Origin of the sequence: Secundilactobacillus angelensis, assembly GCF_012641075.1 — a bacterium.
GTDB lineage: Bacteria > Bacillota > Bacilli > Lactobacillales > Lactobacillaceae > Secundilactobacillus > Secundilactobacillus angelensis.
Genome location: NZ_JAAXLJ010000016.1, coordinates 20,351 through 36,351 on the forward strand (window position 1 = coordinate 20,351; position 16,001 = coordinate 36,351).

16 protein-coding genes are annotated in these 16,001 nt (G+C 44.1%); 2 read left to right on the forward strand and 14 right to left on the reverse strand.

Going from position 1 to position 16,001, the window contains the following annotated elements; genetic code table 11:
• Nucleotides 1-76: 76 nt before the first annotated feature.
• The 5 genes from HC026_RS08910 to HC026_RS08930 form a co-directional block, all read right to left on the reverse strand.
• Nucleotides 77-1,036: an ABC transporter ATP-binding protein gene (locus tag HC026_RS08910; RefSeq protein ID WP_168925619.1), complete on the reverse strand. Its 960-nt coding sequence runs from the start codon at nucleotides 1,034-1,036 to the stop codon at nucleotides 77-79.
• The gene (locus HC026_RS08915) at nucleotides 1,036-2,133 is read right to left on the reverse strand and encodes an ABC transporter ATP-binding protein (RefSeq protein ID WP_168925620.1); all 1,098 of its coding nucleotides are present in this window, start codon (nucleotides 2,131-2,133) and stop codon (nucleotides 1,036-1,038) included. Before HC026_RS08915 ends, HC026_RS08910 begins: the two co-directional genes overlap by 1 nt.
• Before the next feature lie 13 nt (nucleotides 2,134-2,146).
• Complete coding sequence (locus tag HC026_RS08920; RefSeq protein ID WP_168925621.1) at nucleotides 2,147-3,169, reverse strand: ABC transporter permease; 1,023 nt, start codon at nucleotides 3,167-3,169, stop codon at nucleotides 2,147-2,149.
• Nucleotides 3,170-3,184: 15 nt separating this feature from the next.
• Entirely contained in the window at nucleotides 3,185-4,114 is a 930-nt protein-coding gene (opp3b, locus tag HC026_RS08925; RefSeq protein ID WP_168925622.1) for an oligopeptide ABC transporter permease, read from the reverse strand.
• Nucleotides 4,115-4,272: 158 nt separating this feature from the next.
• Complete coding sequence (locus HC026_RS08930) at nucleotides 4,273-5,901, reverse strand: peptide ABC transporter substrate-binding protein (protein ID WP_168925623.1); 1,629 nt, start codon at nucleotides 5,899-5,901, stop codon at nucleotides 4,273-4,275.
• A 362-nt stretch (nucleotides 5,902-6,263) separates the two neighbouring features.
• Here HC026_RS08930 and hflX point away from each other — a divergent pair, with 362 nt between their 5' ends.
• A complete protein-coding gene (gene hflX / locus HC026_RS08935; protein ID WP_168925624.1) occupies nucleotides 6,264-7,541 on the forward strand; it encodes a GTPase HflX in 1,278 nt (425 codons plus the stop codon).
• 319 nt (nucleotides 7,542-7,860) lie between these two features.
• Here hflX and HC026_RS08940 read toward each other — a convergent pair whose 3' ends face one another.
• The 9 genes from HC026_RS08940 to HC026_RS08980 all read right to left on the reverse strand — a co-directional run bounded on the left by HC026_RS08940 (nucleotide 7,861) and on the right by HC026_RS08980 (nucleotide 14,335).
• On the reverse strand, nucleotides 7,861-8,514 hold the full coding sequence (locus tag HC026_RS08940; RefSeq protein WP_168925625.1) for an amino acid ABC transporter permease: 654 nt from the start codon (nucleotides 8,512-8,514) through the stop codon (nucleotides 7,861-7,863).
• A 12-nt stretch (nucleotides 8,515-8,526) separates the two neighbouring features.
• A complete protein-coding gene (locus tag HC026_RS08945) occupies nucleotides 8,527-9,165 on the reverse strand; it encodes an amino acid ABC transporter permease (RefSeq protein ID WP_168925626.1) in 639 nt (212 codons plus the stop codon).
• Nucleotides 9,162-9,995, reverse strand: coding sequence for a transporter substrate-binding domain-containing protein (locus HC026_RS08950; RefSeq protein WP_168925627.1), 834 nt, complete (start codon nucleotides 9,993-9,995; stop codon nucleotides 9,162-9,164). Before HC026_RS08950 ends, HC026_RS08945 begins: the two co-directional genes overlap by 4 nt.
• An 18-nt stretch (nucleotides 9,996-10,013) precedes the next feature.
• Nucleotides 10,014-10,754, reverse strand: a complete 741-nt coding sequence (locus HC026_RS08955; RefSeq protein ID WP_168925628.1) for an amino acid ABC transporter ATP-binding protein — start codon at nucleotides 10,752-10,754, stop codon at nucleotides 10,014-10,016.
• Between the two features lie 501 nt (nucleotides 10,755-11,255).
• Nucleotides 11,256-12,200, reverse strand: coding sequence for a DUF6681 family protein (locus HC026_RS08960; protein WP_168925629.1), 945 nt, complete (start codon nucleotides 12,198-12,200; stop codon nucleotides 11,256-11,258).
• A gap of 14 nt (nucleotides 12,201-12,214) precedes the next feature.
• Entirely contained in the window at nucleotides 12,215-12,691 is a 477-nt protein-coding gene (locus HC026_RS08965) for a hypothetical protein (protein ID WP_168925630.1), read from the reverse strand.
• A gap of 105 nt (nucleotides 12,692-12,796) precedes the next feature.
• Complete coding sequence (locus HC026_RS08970; RefSeq protein ID WP_168925631.1) at nucleotides 12,797-13,234, reverse strand: Fur family transcriptional regulator; 438 nt, start codon at nucleotides 13,232-13,234, stop codon at nucleotides 12,797-12,799.
• 100 nt (nucleotides 13,235-13,334) lie between these two features.
• Complete coding sequence (locus HC026_RS08975; protein ID WP_168925632.1) at nucleotides 13,335-13,898, reverse strand: nucleoside/nucleotide kinase family protein; 564 nt, start codon at nucleotides 13,896-13,898, stop codon at nucleotides 13,335-13,337.
• A gap of 11 nt (nucleotides 13,899-13,909) precedes the next feature.
• On the reverse strand, nucleotides 13,910-14,335 hold the full coding sequence (locus HC026_RS08980; RefSeq protein ID WP_168925633.1) for a bis(5'-nucleosyl)-tetraphosphatase: 426 nt from the start codon (nucleotides 14,333-14,335) through the stop codon (nucleotides 13,910-13,912).
• Nucleotides 14,336-14,542: 207 nt separating this feature from the next.
• Between HC026_RS08980 and HC026_RS08985 the strand changes: the two genes are divergently transcribed.
• Nucleotides 14,543-15,949, forward strand: a complete 1,407-nt coding sequence (locus HC026_RS08985; protein ID WP_168925634.1) for an amino acid permease — start codon at nucleotides 14,543-14,545, stop codon at nucleotides 15,947-15,949.
• Nucleotides 15,950-16,001 lie beyond the last annotated feature (52 nt).

A 16,001-nucleotide genomic window follows, 5' to 3' on the forward strand; every position in this document is an offset into this window, starting at 1 on the left:
GGTTCCCAAAGTTCACGGGAACCTGCTTTATTTGTCTTACACTCTGGACTCTAACCGGGCTCTTTCACGCTCAATTCTATTTCACGCTCAAACCCATTTCCTTAGCCCTCTCCTGATACATCGGGATCTCGTCCTGACTGCATTGGACAAAGTGATGTGGGACAATTTCCACTAATTCACGTTTCTTTGAGCCATCTTCGTACTTTGGATCGTACTTAATCTGCGTCCGCGTGCGCTCATACTCTGGATCCGGCACGGGTACAGCTGACAGCAAGCTTCTGGTGTAGTCATGCAACGGGTGGTTGTAGACTTCATCCGAGGTGCCAACTTCCAGCATCCGGCCATAATGCAGCACGCCAATCCGGTCTGAGATGTACTTGACCATTGACAGATCATGGGCGATGAACAAGAAGGTTAATTTCCGTTCCCGCTGCAATTGCTTAAGCAAGTTGACCACCTGGGCTTGAATGGAAACATCCAAGGCCGAAATCGGTTCGTCAGCGATGATGAACTTGGGTTGCACAGCCAGCGCTCGCGCAATCCCGATCCGTTGCCGTTGCCCACCGGAAAATTCGTGGGGATAACGGCTGGCATGGTCACGGTTTAAACCAACAGTTGCCAGTAAATCAGCGACTTGTTTACTGCGATCTGCATCATCCTTAGCCAAATGATTAATGTCGATACCTTCAGCCACGATATCCTTGACTTTCATCCGAGGATTTAGGGAAGCATATGGATCTTGAAAAATCATTTGCATATCACGGCGAAACTGCTGCATTTTTTGGTGATCTTTCAGGCCAATAATTTCTTGATTATTAAACTTGATTGAGCCGCTGGTTGGCGTATACAAATGGATAATCGCCCGGCCAGTCGTCGTTTTACCTGAACCAGATTCACCAACTAAGCCAAAGGTTTCACCCTCATAAATATCGAAGGAAATATCATCAACAGCTTTAACTTCGTCGCGTTTACCAACGTTGAAATACTGTTTCAAATGCTTAACTTCAAGCACTTTTTTAGCGTTATCAAGCTCCATTATTGCTGTTCCTCCTCTTCTTCGATTTGATGATGCTGTGCCTTAGCCAATGCAGCTTTTTGCATTTCAGCAAACTTTTCTTGGCGCTTAATGATCTGGTCTGGCGGCGTTACCTTGGGTGCATCTGGATGCAATAGCCAAGTAGCCGCGTAATGCGTATCAGAAACCTTGAAAAATGGGGGTTCCTGTTCCGTATCAATCTTTAAGGCATACGGGTTCCGTGGGGCAAAGGCATCACCCTTTGGCGGATCCAGTAAGTCTGGCGGTGTCCCTGGGATAGAAGCAAGTTCTGCACTGTTTGTATCCAAGGTTGGCATCGAACTCAACAGGCCCCATGTGTAGGGGTGCTTTGGGTTGTAGAAAATCTCGTCAACGGTTCCGTACTCCACGATTTTACCGGCGTACATGACCGCTACCCGATCAGCCATCCCAGCAACCACGCCTAAATCATGCGTGATAAAGATGATTGACGTTGAAATTTTATCCTGTAATTCACGCATTAAATTCAAAATTTGAGCTTGAATGGTCACATCCAAGGCAGTTGTTGGTTCATCAGCAATCAAGATTTCAGGATAGTTAATCAACGCAATCGCAATCACGATCCGTTGCCGCATCCCACCTGAAAATTGGTGCGGATAATCGTTGATCCGATTCTCAGCATCCGTAATGCCGACCAACTTCATCATTTCCAAGGCTTGTGCCATGGCTTTTTCTTTTTTAACACCCTTGTGAATCATCAGCGGTTCGGCAATTTGTCTGCCGATTCGCATAGTAGGATCCAGCGAGGTCATTGGGTCTTGGAAAATCTGGGCGATTTGAGCGCCGCGTAAATTCTCCAGTTCCCGTTCAGACATCTTCAAAACGTCTTTGTCGTGGAACTGAATGTTACCACCATCAACCACCGCGTTATTCGCTAGCATACCCATAATTGAGCGTGTCGTCACCGTTTTACCGGACCCTGATTCACCAACAATGGCTAAGGTTTCACCCTTCTTTAAATCAAAGCTGACGTCGCGAATGGCTTTGACTTTGCCAGCATAGGTGTTGAAATTGATTTTTAGGTGATTGACGGCCAAAATAGTTTCATTACTTTGCATGGTTTCAATTCACCTACTCTTTCGTTTGCGGATCAAAGGCATCCCGCAGGCCATCGGCAAAGATGTTAAAGGCAATCATGATTAATGATAAGACAATGGCTGGATACCACATTTGATATGGCAAAAATTGGAAGTTCTTTTGACCATCGTTCAACAACGTCCCAAGTGATGCTTGAGGGGCACTAATTCCGATACCAACGAAGGAAAGGAAGGCCTCGAAGAAGATTGCACTGGGAATGGTGAACATGGTTTGAATGATAATAATACTGGACAGATTAGGCAGTAGATGCTTAAAGGCAACCTTGATTGAACTTTCACCCAAGGTTTTAGCCGCTAACACATACTCCTGTTCCTTTAACTCCAGGGTTTGCGCTCGGATTAGCCGGGCCATTGTGGTCCAGCTTGAAAACGCGATTGCCAAGGTAATGGACATCATACCGGGCTTGAGAATCAAAATCAGCAACACAACGACAACGAGTGTTGGAATTGACATGATGATTTCGATGACCCGTTGCATGAAGTTATCGACCCAGCCGCCCTTCCAGCCGGAGAAGAGGCCAAAGGTGACACCGATCAATAGATCCACCGCCGTTGCCACGATCGCAACCGTTAAGGAAATTCGGGTACCAAAGAGAATTCGAGATAACATATCACGACCCAGATAATCGGTTCCTAGCCAGTAGTGCACACCCGCACCGGCACCAGCTGCCTGGTAAGCATTAACTCGACTACCAGCCTGAACCAGTGTCCCGTTAATACCGTTAATGTTAATTCCAGGCCACTTCGGTGGTAGGTTAGCAAATTGCGGATTAACTGCATTAGGATTATGTGGTGAAAAGAACGCTGATCCAAACGCTAATACGAAGAAGATGATGAGAATAATCATCGCCACAATCGCACTTTTATTCTTTTTTAAGCGGCGCCAAGCATCCTGCATAAAAGTCAGGTTTGGTGCTGCAATTTTTTCACTGTCGAGATGTTTTGACTTATCAAGAGGTTCAAAACTATCTGCAGGAAGTTTTACTTCGTCAGCCATTTAGTTACCTCCTACTTAATTGCTCTTGCCAGAAATTCGGATTCGTGGATCGATAATTCCATAGACGATATCGGTGATCAACAGCACCACCATCAGCATGACACTATACACGATGGTAACCGCCATGATTGTTGGGTAATCATTAGTCAAAATTGACTTAACGAATTGCTCTCCAATACCTGGAATAGAGAAGATGTTTTCAATAACCATCGACCCAGTCATGATATTAACCGCTAACGGTCCAATAATCGTGACCACTGGAATCAAACTGTTCCGCAAAGCATGGTGATAGATCACACCCCATTTACTGAGTCCTTTGGCTGTGGCTAACTCAATGTAGTCGGAATTTAACACGTCCACCATTTCCGTTCGTGTGAACCGCGCCGTATCCGCGAACGGCGACGCGGCCAGCGCAATCGTTGGCAAAACGGTGTAGGCGAATCCGCCCCAGTCGGCAATTGGCAGTAGATGTAATTTCAGTCCAACAAAGTACTGCAGCAAAACCGCCAGCACGAAACTTGGGATGGAGATACCCAAGATTGAAACAATCGTAGTGGTTGTATCAACCCAGGTGTTCTTCTTGATGGCACCTAAAGCACCAACTAAGATCCCAGGAATCACACCAAGGATCATGGCTTGAATCCCTAGCAAAAGGGAAGGCCCAATCCGGCTTGAAATCAAGTAGGAAACCGGTTGATCACTAAATTGGAAGGAAGTTCCAAAATTACCCTGGAACACACCGCCAACGTAAATCAAATACTGTTGCCAAACCGGTTTAGTTAACCCATACTGCTTCAAAATTAAGTGTTGCTGTGCCGGTGACAGCTTTTGCTGGTTTTGCAGCGGTGTTCCTGGCAGTAATTTCATTAGGAAAAACGTCACGGTAATGACGATGAATAACGTTAACAGCAGATAAAAGATCCGCTTCAATAAATATTTCGCCATGAATATACCTCACATTCTAGTTACTTAGATTATATCATTACACTTTTGACCTAATATGTAAAAGTAAGAGAGAGGAACAATCCCCGTTCCCATCTCTTACTTTCTCAAAACACTAATGTTACTCATTCCCATTTATTTACCAATCATAACCTAAGCGATTACTTCGACAAATATGCGTGGCTAAAGTCCCATTGTGCACCGGTTGGGAAGTATTGCACACCATGAACCTTAGACTTCAACATTTGACTTTGAGTTTGTTGATAGAGTGGTACAACGCCTTGTTGTTGCATGATGGTCTTTTCAGCGTTAACCAGATCATTCCAACGAGCATTGGTATTGTTAGCATCTTTACCTTCAGCGTTTTTAACGTCCGTATCATAAGAACTGTTCTTCCATTGACCACGGTTGTAGGCGTTATTCGAAGTAAACAGTGAACTAAACGAAATTGCGTCTGGGAAGTCAGCAATCCAGCCACTAACAACCATGTCGAATTGGCCCTTTGTTGAACGGCTCAAACGAACGTTAAATGGTACGTTGCTGGTTGTCACTTTAAGCCCTGGCAGCTTGTTTAATTGACTTTGAAGGAACTCAGCGGTCTTCTTACCAGCTGGTGTATCATCTGAAAGCAAGTTAAGCGTCATGCTTGATTTACCAGACTGCTTAAGGGCTTTCTTCCAGTAGGTTTTAGCCTGAGCCAAGTTATACTCAGTTCCTGACTTAACGTAAGCAGCATCCGCAAAGTCCTTGTTACCCTTTTTAGCAAGATTCGTTGGTACTAATCCCTTGGGCGTTTGAGACCCATCCGCTAAGATATCTTTTGTTAACTGACCATTATTGATAGCCATGTTAACGGCTTTGCGCGCATTGAGATTATTCTTGAAGAATCCTTTGCGTTGGTTCATTTCGAGATAGAAAGTTGAGGCGGAGTTCCGAACGTGCATCTGCTTAGAATTCTTAAACTGCTTGTACTGGGTACCATCAGTAATCAATTCATCAACCTTGCCACTTTGATACTGGCTGAGCCAAGTGCCTTGATCCTTGATGACTTGGAACTTAACCGCCTTTAGCTTAGTCGCTTTAGCGTCCCAGTAGTTCTTATTCTTGGCTAACGTCCAAGTATTATTGGTTCCGTTCCAGCCGGTCATCGTAAATGGCCCGTTATAAACGGCCTGCTTAGAGTTAGCTGCAAACTTAGAGCCGTACTTTTCAACCACTTTTTGATTTTGTGGGAAAAATGCGGGTGCGCCCACAATATACTTGAAGTAACTTTGTGGCCGTGACAACGTGACAACCACTTTATAGTCGCCATCCGCTTTGATACCTAGCTTGGAAGGCGCCATCTTACCCTTGTTGACCGCGCTAAAGTTCTTCACGTGGTCGTACAAGTAAGCATACTGCGAAGCCGTCTTTGGCTTAACGGTCCGTTGCCAGCCATAAACGAAATCTTTGGCAGTCACGGGGTCACCGTTACTCCACTTCGAATGACGCAGATTAAAGGTCCAGGTCTTGCCATCCTTTGAAACCTTATAGTTCTTGGCAACCCCAGGACGAAGCTTTGATCCCTGTCCAATTCGAAGTAACCCTTCATCCACGTTGTTTAACGCAGTCGCACTGACAATATCAGTGGACTTAGATGGATCCATGGTCGGTAAGTTGGACGTCTCCACCCAATTAAGTGTCTGATCGGTCGCCAAACTCTTGTTGCTACTCTTAGAACCACAGGCAGCTAACAGTAATACTGAAACCCCTGAAACTGCCCCTAAAGCTAAAGCCTTGTTGAACTTCATATGCAACACACTCCCCTTATGTGAATCGGATAAAAATACTAATATATGTAACAATAAACTGTTTTTATTGTATATTAGGAAATCATTAAATTCAACTGTGTTTTATCATTTTTAAAGCATAAAGCGTTTACTTTAGCGAAATAATAGGCATCTTTTTTTGAATAATTTTTACGGTATCGAATAAATACCCTCTGTTTCACCCTCCTTAGACGAAAATTGGTCAATCTTTATTCGTTCAGACTAACAATCGAATTATTAAAGAATTATAAGTTTGCTGGCACTCGTAAACTCTTGGCTCCAGAAACTAAATACCAGTGTGCCCTATGTTATACTGAGTCTAAACAGTTAAGGATGGTGACAACATGGATAACAGCGAACTTGTGCCGGTCATTAACATTGGCCTTAATACAGGACGCTATAACTTTGATTATGCCATGGAAGAGTTAAAGGCCTTGTCAGAAGCTAATAACATGAACGTGGTGGAAACCACGGTACAAAATCTTAGTCAACCCGTTGCCGGTACCTACTTTGGAACCGGTAAAGTGGAAGAATTACGGGACATCGTTGTGGATACAGGAGCGGAAATCGTCGTTGCCAATGACGAATTAACTCCAAGCCAGATTAGAAACCTGGAAAAAATCGTGAAAGTCCCCGTGATGGATCGAACCGGTTTAATTCTCGCAATCTTTGCCAACCGAGCACAAAGCCGTGAAGCTAAGTTACAAGTGCAACTGGCTAAATTGCAGTATCAGATGCCCCGGCTCCACACGGCCATGAACCAGCGACTGGACCAACAAACCGGGACTAGTTCGGGTGGTGGTTTCACCAACCGTGGTGCAGGTGAAGCACAGATTGAATTAAGTCGTCGGACCGTGCAACGACAGATTAACCATGTGCGTCATGAACTAAAGGACGTCGATAAATCAGCCGAGATTAAGCGTCAGCAACGCGAAAAGGTTCAACTGCCTAACGTTGCGCTAATTGGTTATACCAACGCCGGTAAGTCAACAATTATGAACGAACTGATTAAACGCTACGGGATGAACGATGATAAGCAAGTCATGGTAAAGAACATGCTCTTTGCTACTCTCGATACGAGTGTTCGTCAACTTCAGTTCGACGATTCTAAAAAAATGCTTTTAAGTGATACGGTTGGTTTTGTTTCTCAACTGCCAACCACTTTGGTGGAAGCATTTAAATCAACTCTATATGAGGCTGCTAACGCTGATTTATTGATTCAAGTTGTGGACTATTCCAGTCCTAACCGAATCGATATGATGTCCACTACCAAGAAAACACTGACCGAAATTGGCGTTCCCAATCTGCCAATGATCACCGTCTACAATAAAGCTGATCTCACTGACAACAACTACCCATCACGTGCTGGTGACGAGATTGTGGTCTCAGCTAAGGATCCTGCCTCTATCGATCTGCTTGTTCAGGTCATCCGCGAAAAAGTCTTTAAGAACTACGTCACCGCTACCTTCTTGATTCCGTTCGAAAAGGGCGATGTTGTTTCCTATTTGAACGAACACGCCAGCGTTAAATCAACCGACTATCTTGAGAATGGGACGAAGATTGAAGCTGAAGTCACTAACGTTGACTATCAGCGATTTGAACGATTCGTATTAGAAAAATAATCTTTTAACGTCAAGAACCGCCACCCTGATGAAACATTGGGGTGACGGTTCTTTGTTATCACTGCTCTAAACGTGCTCAAACAAGCAAAGAGTTGCATCTAAGGGCACGCAACAAAAATTCCCAAAGTTCAGGGAATTTCCATTGCGTGCCCTTAGACTCCACTCTTTAACCGCTTGTTTTCACACTCTCTCACTTAAACGTGCTCACCAAGTCAGAGGTCTGCACAGAACAGCACCCCACCACAAATCCAAGTTCGGGATTTATGGTGGGGTGCTGTTCTGCTTCGGTCTCTAAACGCCTTGGTTCACACTCTGGGTATTAACTCATCCTGCGATCCAACGACCGAGACAATAGCGATAATGCGTAACATACAATGAAGTACATAATCGCGATCATTAAGAACATCGGTAGAATGTACGTTGAGTTTTGACCATAAACGATTTGAGCGTTATGCATCAAATCTGGTAGAACGATAATCGTTGCTAGTGATGTATCCTTGATCAGGGAAATAAACTGACTGACCAACGCCGGAATCATCTTTTTCATCGCTTGGGGCAAGACCACGTGGTACATGGCTTGTCCGTAACTCAGCCCGTTAGCTCTGGCACCTTCCATTTGACCAGGGTCAACAGCAGCAATACCAGACCGCACGATTTCTGCAATCATCGTTGATTCAAAAACGGTCATGGCTAATATTGTTGCCCATACACTACTTGGACGGAAGCCTAAGTTTGGCAGGCCAAAGTAAGTGAAGAAGATGATTAGCAGCAACGGTAAGTTACGAATAATGTCGATGAACAAGCCGACAATCGGTGACACAACTTTAATGTTCACGTAACGGATAATACCTAAAATTGAGCCCAAAACGTAGCTCCCAACAATGGAAACGACGGATACAGCCACCGTAATCCAAAGGCCTTGAAGCAAGTAATGGATATTGATCCATGAATATGCATTGATAAAGTCTTTCATGACTGCACCTCCCTAGGCTAATTTCTTTTCAAGATAACGCATCCAGTAACTTAGCGGTAATGTGATGATCAGATACAAAATACCAATGCAAATGTAAGTACTCATGGTATTCAATGAATCTGAAGCAATTACATTACCTTGATACATCAGATCAAAGCCGGCAACGAAGGCTAGCACTGATGAATTTTTAACTAAGTTAATAAACTGGTTGCCCAGCGGCGGAATCACATAACGAAAGGCTTGTGGAAGAACAATATGCCGCATTGCTTGCCACCAAGATAACCCGTTGGCTCGGGCACCTTCCATTTGACCGGGATCCACCGAATTGATCCCAGAACGAACCGTTTCAGCGATAAAGGCTGAGGTGTAAATTGTTAACCCGATTGTCCCAGCGGTAAAACCATTGATTTTCGCAACAAACATCGGAATCACCACGAAAAAGAACATGGTGATAACCAGTAACGGAATGTTCCGGAAAACTTCAATGTAGATTCGGGCAATCACGCGTAAAAACTTGATTGGTGTGGTTTCAAAAATGGCGAACATCGATCCTACAATCAAGCTGAAGAATAGTGCAATCACACTACACAACAAGGTTTGACCGAATCCTTGGAGCAATAGACCGCCATAATTATGAAAAATAGCTATCATCGTTCCATCTCCTTAACATTCATGCCAGGTACGTTACCAAACCACTTTTTCAAAATACGGTTGTACTGACCGCTCTGTTCAACTTTAGTCAAGGCCGTATTAAGGTCACGCTTGAACTCTGGTTGGCCTTTATTGATAGCAATACCGTATGGTTCTTTGGTAAATGCCCCACCAGTCAGAACGTAGCCAGGGTTTTCAACTGACATACCGGCTAAAATCCCGTTATCAGTGGTTAAGGCTTCACCTTGACCCGACTTCAATGCCGTCATCGCTTGGGCATAGTCAGATAATTGCAGCACCTTTGCTTTTGGCGCAAATTTGGCAACGTTTTGAACGGAGTTAGAGCCAACCACGCCCAATACAGTAGCACCTTTATGATTTAAATCCTTGACGCTCTTAACTGAGCTACCCTTTTTTACCAGCAGGGATTGCCCAGCATCAAAGTAAGACCGAGAAAAGTCGACCTGCTTCAACCGCTCTGGCGTAATGGTCATGGTAGCCATAATGGCGTCAATGTTCCCGTTCTTCAATAACGGCATCCGGGTCGAACTCGTCACTTGAACAAAGTCCGCCTTGCCTTTGGGACCTAAAATCTGTTTAGTGAGCGCCTTAGCCATATCAACTTCAAAACCCTTGATCTGACTATTTTTAACGTCCATTAAACCAAACAATTTCGTATCAGCTTTAACACCCCAAGTAATCGTGTTGGTCTGCTTGGCACGAGTCACTACGTTTTGATCTGCCAATGACTTTGATCCACAGGCACTCAGTACAAGCACTAGCGCCAAACTAGAGATGATAACGCTGACCAATCGGAATAATTTCTTCATGCCCACACCTCCTGACTTTTAATGGGTAATAATCTTACTTAAGAATTGACGGGCACGTTCATTGCTTGGCTGCCCATCAAAGAACTTCTCTTTAGTATCGTCTTCCAAAATCCGACCATCGGCCATGAAAATAACCCGGTTAGCCACTTCACGAGCGAAGCCCATTTCGTGGGTAACCACTAACATCGTCATGGAAGAGTCTCGAGCAATGTCCTTCATAACGTTCAGCACATCATCAATCATCTCGGGATCCAAGGCACTAGTAGGCTCATCGAACAACAATGCTTTGGGCTTCATTGCCAAAGAACGGGCAATGGCAATTCGTTGCTGCTGACCACCAGAAAGCTGCGATGGCATCTTTGGTGCTTGATCAGCTAATCCCACTCGGTCAAGCATGTTCATGGCAATCTTCTTATTTTCTTCTTCTGGTCGTTTCAAAACCAGTCGAGGCGCTAACATGATGTTCTCTAAAATCGTTTTATTTGCATACAAATTAAAGTGTTGGAACACCATCCCAACATTCTTGCGAATCCGGTTCATATCAGTCTTTCTATCAGCCAAATCCTGACCATTAACAATTAGCTGACCTTCTTGAATCCGCTCCAAACCGTTAACAGTCCGAATCAAGGTAGATTTACCAGAACCAGATGGGCCAATCAGTACGACAGTTTCACCGGCATCAATGGTTAGATTGATGTCATGCAAAGCATGGAAATCGCCGTAGAACTTTTGAACATTGTGAAATTCAATCATTGACATGTTTTTTCCCTCCGCCTTTTGGAAAATAGCGACCAATCTATAAAGTAGTCTACAACAAGATAAGCGAACAAGCTGCATGGTCTGAAAGAGGCATACAGCCCGCTCGCTTAGACGGCTGAAATCACTTAATATATGGTTCGCGTGAATTGCACTTTATTGAAAATGCGCGTCCGGAAGCCCTGAAATAGTGTTTTAATTTCATACGCTTCTAATTTTGACTCATATTAAATATTAAACCATATTCACCAATTGGTCAAAACAATCAAACGCAAGAAGCCCGCTGTATCGGCTCTCATTATAGTAAAAACAGCGGTAAATCAAGCGTGAGTGCCTACGATATTTTTTTCATCAAACGGTAGAATATTCATTTATTTAGAAATATTCATTTTCCTATCATGAAAATCTCATTTGGCTATTTATGTATACAGACCATTGGTTTAATTACCTGCTTAAATAGAAAAAAACAGGCCTCCGTTTAGGGCGCCTGTCTTAAAAGTAACTTTAATGGTAGCGTTTCATTCGTGATGTCGGTGCATCGTGTGTGGGATCAGTCTTCGGTACATTAGGATGGGACATGAGTGTGGTGTCAGTTTGACGCTGTTGTGATTTATGCTCTCGCTCATAAGCTAGTTGAACTCGAATCGTGTATGGTGCCTGCTTTTCAATAGGTTCATTACGTCCCATCTCCATGTACGGGCCACCGACCAAGATGACGTTGGCGAGGTAGAGTCGTACCTTATCATAAACGTCTTCGATAGGCTGCAAGCCCACCGTCGTAATTTTACCCATGGGGGCTTTTTGTGCCTGATTCATCCCTGCATAGACGATCATTTGCTGACCGTCCTGCTGCAACTCAAAATAGGGAATGTTAACCCCTAGACCAATTGCGTAAACCGGCTTTTTAGTTTTCTCCAGTTGCTGGGCTAATTCTCGAGAACCCAGTCCACCGTAATTTGGTGTCATTAGCTGCATTTGCTGTAACTGATTAGCTAACTGAGCAATATTACTGCTTTGTTCAGCACTCACTGCGACCTTGCCAGGCAGGATTTTTTTACTGTCAAAATAACCATTAGCTGGTATATTCGCCCCGTTTAACAGACTGTTACCACGTTGTTCACGAGTCTGTTGCATTCCTTCATGGGTTGGATCAGCCCCACCCAGCGTTTTACCCAGAGCCTTTTCAATCTTCGGTGAAATATCTAACGGTGCCTGCTTCTCAGTAAAGTAGTAGAAAATGTTCATGACTGAGAAATACGCCAAGATAACAGCCACTAACAAGATGAGACTGCCCCGTAGTGCAAAACCGTTTTGAATCCAGCGCACCGAAACGTACAGTAAGTAGATAACACCAAAAACGCCAAGAATGGTGTAGATCCGGTTTTTTAATTTGACGTTTAAGTTTACGTAGCCCAGGTAGTGATTGATCATATCTAAGAAACTAAACAAATGGTGTCACCTCCTTATTCTCCCGTTGTCTGACCGTTATCACCGGTATTACCTGTGCTATCGGAATCAGTATTGGTTTGCGTATTATCAGTTTGTGAAGATGTCGTTGCCGATTTAGAATTATTCGTGCCATTATTAGTAGTTTCTCCTCCAGTAGACCGCGTCTTGCTAGAAGTCTTATTGGCATTACTCGTCGCGGTTTGTGGGTTTGAAGACGTCGTGCTCGTGTCGTTTTGATTATTTTGTGAGCTGGAATCCTTTTTCTTTGAACTATCGCTGCTAGCCTTCTTCTTATCCGAAGATTTACTATCAGAATTAGACGACTGCTTACTTGAATCCGACACTGAATTATTGGAGACGACCTGTGAACTGGCTGGTCTGCCTTCATTCGAGTGACTGACTGAGTTGACGACCACGTTGGTTGCACCCAGTGCTAATGCGATTGAAACGATTGCAAACGGGGTGATAAATGGTGGTGTCCGATATGCCATGCTAATTCCCTCCTTTAAACTTTTTGTTCCCCATTAGTATCTCAAATTATGATTAATAAACAACAAAACAAACCTTAAATATTAAATAAGGTTTGCTTCCTGAATCTATTTTGCCAATAGCTTTTGGCAATCCGGGCAGACACCGTAGAGTTCAATCCGATGACCGACGATGCTGTAACCTGGCAGTTGCGACTGAAACACATCCATCGGGCATTCCTTAAGCTCTGTAACTTTACCACAGTTTTGACAGATAAAATGGTGGTGGTGAAGGTGACTAAAATCACACTGGTATTTGACCCGTGCCTGATCACCTTGGACTTGCTGTTCAACCATTCCAGCTTCTTCAAACTCTTTGATGTTGCGGTAAATGGTATTATGACTCATTCCTGGGAACTGTTTTCTCATATACTCGTCAACAAGCGTGACGTCATGGTAATGATCCTGGTTTTCGAGTAAGTAATTCAGTAGCGCCTTGCGCTGTTTAGTGACCTTCAAATGATTCTTTTTAAGTTCTGTTAACGCCTGTGTAAGCTCTGCTGGCATATTTATGGCACCTCTTTGAAATTCCGTTGGTTAAATAATAATGATTACGCTTAAGACAGTGTATCACAAATAAATGAACAATGACACAGATGTCCTTCTTCTACAAAGCAGAAGCTCGTAATTGGGTAACAATCGTGTCCAATTTTTCTTGAGTATTTCCCCAATGATCATTTTGAATAACCGTAGCAACACCTTTTAAATCCGCTGGCAACGTGAGATCACGGCTGTACTCCTTGCTCTTAATCCGAGATTGGATCATCTCCAGCTGATCACCACGGTCTCTAAGCCGCTCGTGTAAAATCACAGATTGGCCAACCGTCAAAAACAAGATGAACGCCTGCTCTTTTAGTTCACGTACATAAGTCTCTGCCCCCTTAGTATCAAGGACAATGCTCACCAAATCGTTTTTTTCAAAGGCGCGTTGAAGGCCTTCATACGATGAACCATACTGATAGCCGGCGTAGGTAACGGACTCCAGATAATGGTTACTAGCAAAACTAGCATCCGTTTCAAAATAGTAATCCACGCCATCCTTTTCACCAGGGCGCATCGGCCGAGTGGTATGCGTGATGATCCGCGGAATTTGGAATTTAGTTTTTAAATAGGTACTCACCGTTGTTTTACCAGTTCCCGTCGCACCCGTAATAACAATGACGTGCTTCATGATTTCCCCCACTATTTAGCCGCAATCTTTGCGGAAATGTATTGATGTGCCCGCTTCATCAACTGTTTGAGATTATCGTAAGTCAAGCGGTCAACTGCTTCATCCTCGGTAAACCAGCCGAAGTCGCTGATTTCGACATCCTGCTTTTTGATCTGAGCGTCAACGGGGACTTCGCTAATAAATAAATGCACTTCCTTATGATTACCATTTGGAAGCTCGTATTTCAATTCATCGTGGTAGCTGGTATCCAGTTCAACGTGCAGTTGAGTCTCTTCACGTATTTCTCGGATCGCCGTTTCATCCAACTTCTCGTTGCCCTCAACGTGGCCTTTGGGAAAGCCCCAAAAATCACTGGTTGCACTTTGCAGCAACAAATACTCTGGCTTCCCGTCCTGAACCCGATAAACGACTGCACCACTTGCCACTTCAGTTGTCATTGTAAAATCATCCTCCGCACATGTTAATTACTCCTATTTTAGCCTAATAAGCAGTGCAAGCAAACTGTGAAATCTCTGTTTCTGTCAATAATCGTCAAAATTGCTGAATTTCCAATGCTCGAGTTAAGCCCTGCATTGCTTTTAAAGAACAACATGGTTAAGATAGATTTAAAATTCTTTTCAATCTTTAATTTTGGAGGAACCAATATGTCATCACTTTTTTCACGTCTTTTTCGTCGGGAAAGAGTTGACCGTTACTTGGAAACTGACAAGAAATTTATCAAAACCATGTCAGCGGTTGACTTGATTTCACTGGGAATTGGTGCCGTCATTGGTACTGGGATCTTCATTCTTCCAGGCACTGTGGCTGCAACTAAGGCCGGCCCTGGGATCATTCTTTCCTTCGTGCTAGCAGCCGTGGTTTGTTCTACTGCGGCCATGTGTTACGCCGAATTTGCCTCAGCTTTACCGGTTGCTGGGAGCGCCTATTCATACGGTAACTTGGTTTACGGTGAAATTATTGGCTGGATCCTCGGCTGGGCTTTGATTTTGGAATACGTTCTCGCCGTTGCTGCCGTTTCCAGTGCTTGGGGAGCTTACTTTAAGTCCTTCATGAGTGGGTTCGGCGTCGACATTCCAGCAGCCATCGTTGGACCGCTGGATATTGCCCACGGCTCTTACGGTAACTGGATCGCCATTATCATCGTACTCATTATTTCTTCCATGCTGGCACACGGGGTGAAATCTTCCGTTCGACTCAACAACATTATTGTTTTCGTTAAAATTGCTATTATTTTGTTGTTTGTCCTCGTCGGTGCGTTTTTCGTCAAACCAGGCAACTGGCACCCCTTCATGCCCTTCGGTTTCCACGGTGTCCTAGCTGGTTCATCAGCGGTCTTCTTCGCTTACCTTGGCTTCGATGCTGTGTCTAGTTCCGCTGCTGAAGTCAAGAATCCCAAGCGCAACATGCCGGTTGGTATCATTGGTACCCTGATTATCGCAACCTTGCTATACGTGATGGTTGCCATCGTTCTCACCGGGATGATTAGCTATACTAAACTCAACGTTGCCGATCCGGTTTCATTTGCGCTGCAGATTGTTCACCAAAACTGGGCAGCTGGTGTTATTGCGTTAGGTGCCTTAGCCGGGATGTTCACCATGATGGTTACCATGATCTACAGTTCGTCACGCTTGATTTACTCGGTTGGCCGAGATGGTTTACTGCCCAAGTTTCTGGGCAAATTGGACCGTCATGGCAACCCAATCAACAGTCTGCGAACCATTACAGTCGTGATCGCGGTCATGGGCGGTTTCGTTCCACTAGACCAACTGACCAACTTGGTTAACATCGGTACACTAATCGCTTTCCTGTTCGTTTCCTTTGGCATTATCCCACTGCGGCATAACAAGGAAATCGAAAATAATCAAGGATTTCAAGTTCCATGGTATCCTGTATTACCAGTCATTTCTGGACTACTATGCATGTTCATGCTGACCCAGCTTCAAGCTGAAACCTGGATTGCTTCTGGCATCTGGTTCTTATTTGGGCTGATCCTATACTTCAGTTATGGCATCCGTCACAGCCGGTTAAATAACCTGGATAACGCCGAATAACTGGTCAAAATAAAAACACCGAATTCATTTTCGGTGTTTTTTTATCTAAACA